The 2553-nt window shown below is 41.4% G+C and carries 3 protein-coding genes; 2 read left to right on the top strand and 1 reads right to left on the bottom strand.

Annotated elements, in window-relative coordinates:
- Both VIN08_RS11330 and VIN08_RS11325 read left to right on the top strand, forming a co-directional pair.
- The coding region (locus VIN08_RS11330; protein WP_331964691.1) for an alpha/beta hydrolase at positions 1-735 on the top strand (735 nt) is incomplete at its 5' end.
- 219 nt (positions 736-954) lie between these two features.
- Entirely contained in the window at positions 955-1782 is an 828-nt protein-coding gene (locus tag VIN08_RS11325) for a hypothetical protein (RefSeq protein WP_331964689.1), read from the top strand.
- A gap of 80 nt (positions 1783-1862) precedes the next feature.
- Here VIN08_RS11325 and VIN08_RS11320 read toward each other — a convergent pair.
- Positions 1863-2553 (bottom strand): hypothetical protein (locus VIN08_RS11320; RefSeq protein WP_331964687.1); only part of this gene is annotated, 691 nt, incomplete at its 5' end.

Here is a 2553-nt window from a genome sequence, read left to right as displayed (position 1 = left end):
GGAATGGGTATGGGCCTGGGGAATTGGGATCTGGTAATCGACCAGATAGCAAAGGTTGCTCCTGTTTTCGCGTACGACAGAGCTGGCGTAGAAAAGTCTGACAAAGTATATCAGATGCCCACCGTTAAGCTGGTAGCCGAAAATTTAAAGTCATTGCTCACTACGCTTAACATTGCACCTCCCTATATTTTAGTCGGGCATTCCATGGGTGGAGTATATATCAGGGGCTTTGCAGGTTTTTATCCGAATGATATATCTGCTCTTGTGTTTGTTGACCCGGCCGACTTTACCGAAACAAAGCAACAATGGAATTCTATATTCCGCACTATAGGAGTTCCTGAAAAAAAGATTGATGAAATGCTATACGACCGCCTGTATAAGAAAGCAGAGGTCGATTCAGTAAACTTTGGCCCCTGGAGTGAAAGTCAGGTTTTAGGAGACCTGAGGCGAACCGATTTTGCTGAGATAAATAATCTGCCTTTACCAAATGTACCTATCTATTTTTTGGTTGGCGGTAAATTTGAAGTTCCGCCTGATAGAAGAAGTAAAGACTTTGATCAGGCATATTTCTTTACCGTAAAGTCAAATCAAAATATGGAACGATGGCGAAAAGTTATCGATTCATCCACTAAAGGTGGTGCTCTCATTTATCTTTCTAACAGCGGCCATTATATACACAGAGACGATCCTAAAATTGTGATCAACACAGTAAAATTTGTATTAGAAAATTTATAGTCTATATCGCACGCAACAACACTTCATCTATACTCATACATTTTTTAACATTATTACTTTTTACTAACGTCAATGAAATCGACCCTGCTAATTTTCTCAATTCTATTCCTAAATATTGTACAATTTACACATGCGCAAAATGAACCCTGTGGTTGCCCCTCCGGTAGTGCTTTCGTAAAATCAAAAAATGAATACGAGCTCTTCTTTTTACCGGCCGCGGTGAAAAAGAAATCTGCAGCAGAAGTAGTCATTTATACCAAGACAACAATCCCAGGAGAAACAACAAACACCTTACGCAAAGAAGTAAAACTAAAATTTAATCCACGCGGATTTGTTATAGCGGAGTACGAGTATAAAAATGAAAAGCCGTATGCTCTACATGAGTTTGAAAGAAACGGTTCATCAAAGATTGTCAAAGAAACCTTTAGCTATCTCGACAGCACTGAGCAAATATCAACGAAGCTCGCATCGCCCGAGATTACCGATTATTACTACGACCTGAAGACTCGGCTGATCAAGATCAAAAAGCGAAATGAAAAAGGAATGGTTATGCCCGACATCATGGCCGACTTTTCAAAATACGAATACGATAAAAATAATCGCGTAGTAAAAGAGACCGTGCAGTATTACTATGGCAAAAGTAGCAGCGATACATTATCGCATATAACAATCTATACCTATAATGATAACAAGCTCGCGGGCCAATCGCAGACATCCGAGCACAACAGAGTATTTCTCACAACCAAGTCGCAATACGATAAGCGCTGGAAGCCGCTGCAACAAACCGGCTATAGTGGCAATAGTAAAACAGTAGCTTTTCAAAAGCTATATGAGTATGATTCGCAGGGCAGGTTAATCCGGCACGAAACAAAATCGAACAGCATAACAACCGAGTGCCCGGGTAATGCAACGTATACCAATATTTATAATTATAGCAGCGAGGGCCTTCTTCTCAGTATTACGCATACTTCTGGCAACAAAACATGCGAGATGATATTCGAGTATCTGCCTCTTACAGCTCCCGCTCAACCTTCTTCAGGACTCTGAGCCTTTTACAAAAGAGAGCGGAGCCTCATTTATTGAGGCTCCGCTTTTCTATTCCACACGTCCGAATATGTCCGCTATATTTATCTTCGTTGGATCGCCAGCACACCCGCCACTCCGGCAGCAGGATTATCTACATTTATATCCAGGGTGTGCTTGATCAGGTATTTTTCAGTTATCCAGATAGTACTCAGACCATCGCTGCCAGCCGTTGTATCTTTATACGTTTCTATTACACCGGCATCTTTCAAAAACGTTTTCACATCTACCAGTTTAGGGTTGGTATATAGCAAGTTGCCGTTCTCAGCCCGGGCTACCACTTCATCTTTACTTTCGTTAGTATAGTAGTAATCCTTCTTCTCCTTGGTTGTTGTCCAATACACGCTAATGGTATTCAGGTAATCACGCACACTATCTACGTGCAGCGAAAGAATTTTATCCAGATCGGTAAACTCCAGATTACGATTAGAAACTCCACCAAATTTTGCCGCATTTTCGCTACCAATAATTACTTTAAAGATCGAGGGGTCGGTAGGCAGGTATATAATATCAACGCCTTGCCCGCGGGCCAGGTTATCGAACACTTCTTCGCTTACTTCAGAGCCTGTATTAAAAAGTTTTCCATCCTTTAACTTGAATGTTACCTGGATCGTAGCCGTTTTTGAAGTGGATCTGCGCGAACGCCTGGTAACCGTAAATCCATCACGGACCCTGGCGGTGGTAATTATACCTTTCTCTTTTAACAGGTTATCTAACCGATTATCTGTATTAGTA

The sequence above is a fragment of the Ohtaekwangia sp. genome (assembly GCF_036568665.1).
Classification (GTDB): domain Bacteria; phylum Bacteroidota; class Bacteroidia; order Cytophagales; family Cyclobacteriaceae; genus Ohtaekwangia.
The sequence above is the reverse complement of the archived record's forward strand: the minus strand, read 5'-3'. Positions and strand labels throughout refer to the sequence as shown.